Genomic DNA, 1,742 nt, shown 5'->3' with positions numbered 1-1,742 from the left:
AATTTTTTCAGAAGCACTCAAACAATTAAATAAGGATTGCCGTGAGTGCTTGTAGCTTATTAATAATTGTGGGGATCCCTCAGGATTTGACCCCTCTGGATTCTTTTATGATGATCAAAGTAAGGGTACTGAGCATAGATACTTAACGGATGTTGAAAAAGGCTACGCAAAATCGCTTGATAAAAAAGGTGAATATGCCACTGTAAATGAATGGCTAGATCATATGGAGAGTGAAACGGCTAAGTCGCTCAGCATGGAAACTATAGAAAGGGCGCCTGGCGTTTACGAAGCGAGGATCCCAAAAGAGGAAGCCGCGCTAGTCGCCAAGGCTATTCGAATAGAGGCTGAAAACTACTTAGATGAGGCTGGAGTTAATAAAGATGCCAAAATGTCTAATTTAGTTGGTGGCGGTAATGTATATAAAGAAAAAGGTAGGGAGACAGATGATAAATTCTAACAATAAAGGAAGCTTTATTTATGCGAGATAACTACGAAATAGTTCATGTAATAGACATTACTTATTCTAATTTAGGCGAACATCGAATTATTACATATTATAATGAGTCAGATGCATTAAATGCTGTCGGGGGGGTTACTCTAACATTAGATGGTATATATGAAACTTGTTTAGGAATTAACTTCCAACTTAATGCCATGTGGTCATCACAAAACGGTCATTTATGGGTTGTAGATGACCAAGGTGATGTATTCACAAACGCTAACATTAGTTTTAAACAGCCGCCTTTTGAACGATTAAAATTTATTTCAGGTGACTTTGATATTAACTGGAATGTTACTGAAGTCTTCAAAGGGCAATTAAATGCCATTTGGGGAACAACCGATGACGATGTGTGGGTGACTTCTTTTGCAGGCCCTGTTTTTCATTGGGATGGGACTTTATGGACAGAACATTCACTCCCAAAAGCGCCCAATGCAATAGATGGCTCAGCCAGTGATGATGTTTATGTTGTTGGTTATGAGGGAAACATACATCATTTTAATGGGAATGAATGGGTGAAAATAGCTTTACCCCCAGGCATCCCTCAACAGGATGCTTTTACTGATGTAAAAGTTCTTTCACAAGATAAAGTGTTTATCACGGGTCGAAGTGGTTGTTTGTTAGTGGGTAATGCCAAAGAGGGTTTTTCTGATATAGGCTCCGCCAGGTATTCATGGTATGGCATAGGAGCAATAGAAGAACGTATTTTTCTTGCTGGTGGAGAGCAAGGTATATTCGAATTAATTGATGGGCAATTTGTGTGTCTAAAAGATAAAGGTCAGCCTGTTGGCGTATTTGAAACGCCTAATGCTATTAACTTTATACCCGCAGAGCAACAACCAAACCCATGGTTTGTAAGATACGAACCCGGTGCAAGCAGAGAATGGAAAAAGGTTAATACATAAACAAAAAGTAAATTAACAAGGACAGTCGCTCATATTTCAAACATCGAACTTATTTCGATTGATTATTTAGCTTGGAAAATAACAAAGACATATATGGACGCTCCCCTGAAGTCAAGACGAGCTAATGTATAAACATCAAAATTGATGCCTTTATTTTATTATCATGTATCCCATTTCACCGTCATGATGCGTCACAAGCTTGCTGAAAAGCAAAGGTACTGACATATATTCGAGCTATGGCGTCATGGTTATCATGCGCCATGCTCCTAATGAGCTTCGTACCAAGGGACCTAAAAAATATTCACCCAAACGAGATTAAATCTCGTGTCTTTATCTGG

General features: G+C 38.7%; 2 protein-coding genes. Both read left to right on the top strand.

Going from position 1 to position 1,742, the window contains the following annotated elements; translation table 11 throughout:
* Window positions 1-253 precede the first annotated feature (253 nt).
* Window positions 254-457 carry a hypothetical protein gene (locus tag GQR56_RS21140; RefSeq protein ID WP_166115347.1) on the top strand — a complete coding sequence of 68 codons (204 nt, stop codon included), beginning with the start codon at window positions 254-256 and terminating at the stop codon, window positions 455-457.
* A 20-nt stretch (window positions 458-477) separates the two neighbouring features.
* Entirely contained in the window at window positions 478-1,404 is a 927-nt protein-coding gene (locus GQR56_RS21135) for a hypothetical protein (protein ID WP_166115346.1), read from the top strand.
* Window positions 1,405-1,742: the final 338 nt, after the last annotated feature.

This window comes from Pseudoalteromonas sp. Z9A5, from assembly GCF_011378875.1.
Taxonomy (GTDB): domain Bacteria; phylum Pseudomonadota; class Gammaproteobacteria; order Enterobacterales; family Alteromonadaceae; genus Pseudoalteromonas.
This window is presented reverse-complemented; position numbering and strand designations above follow the sequence as displayed.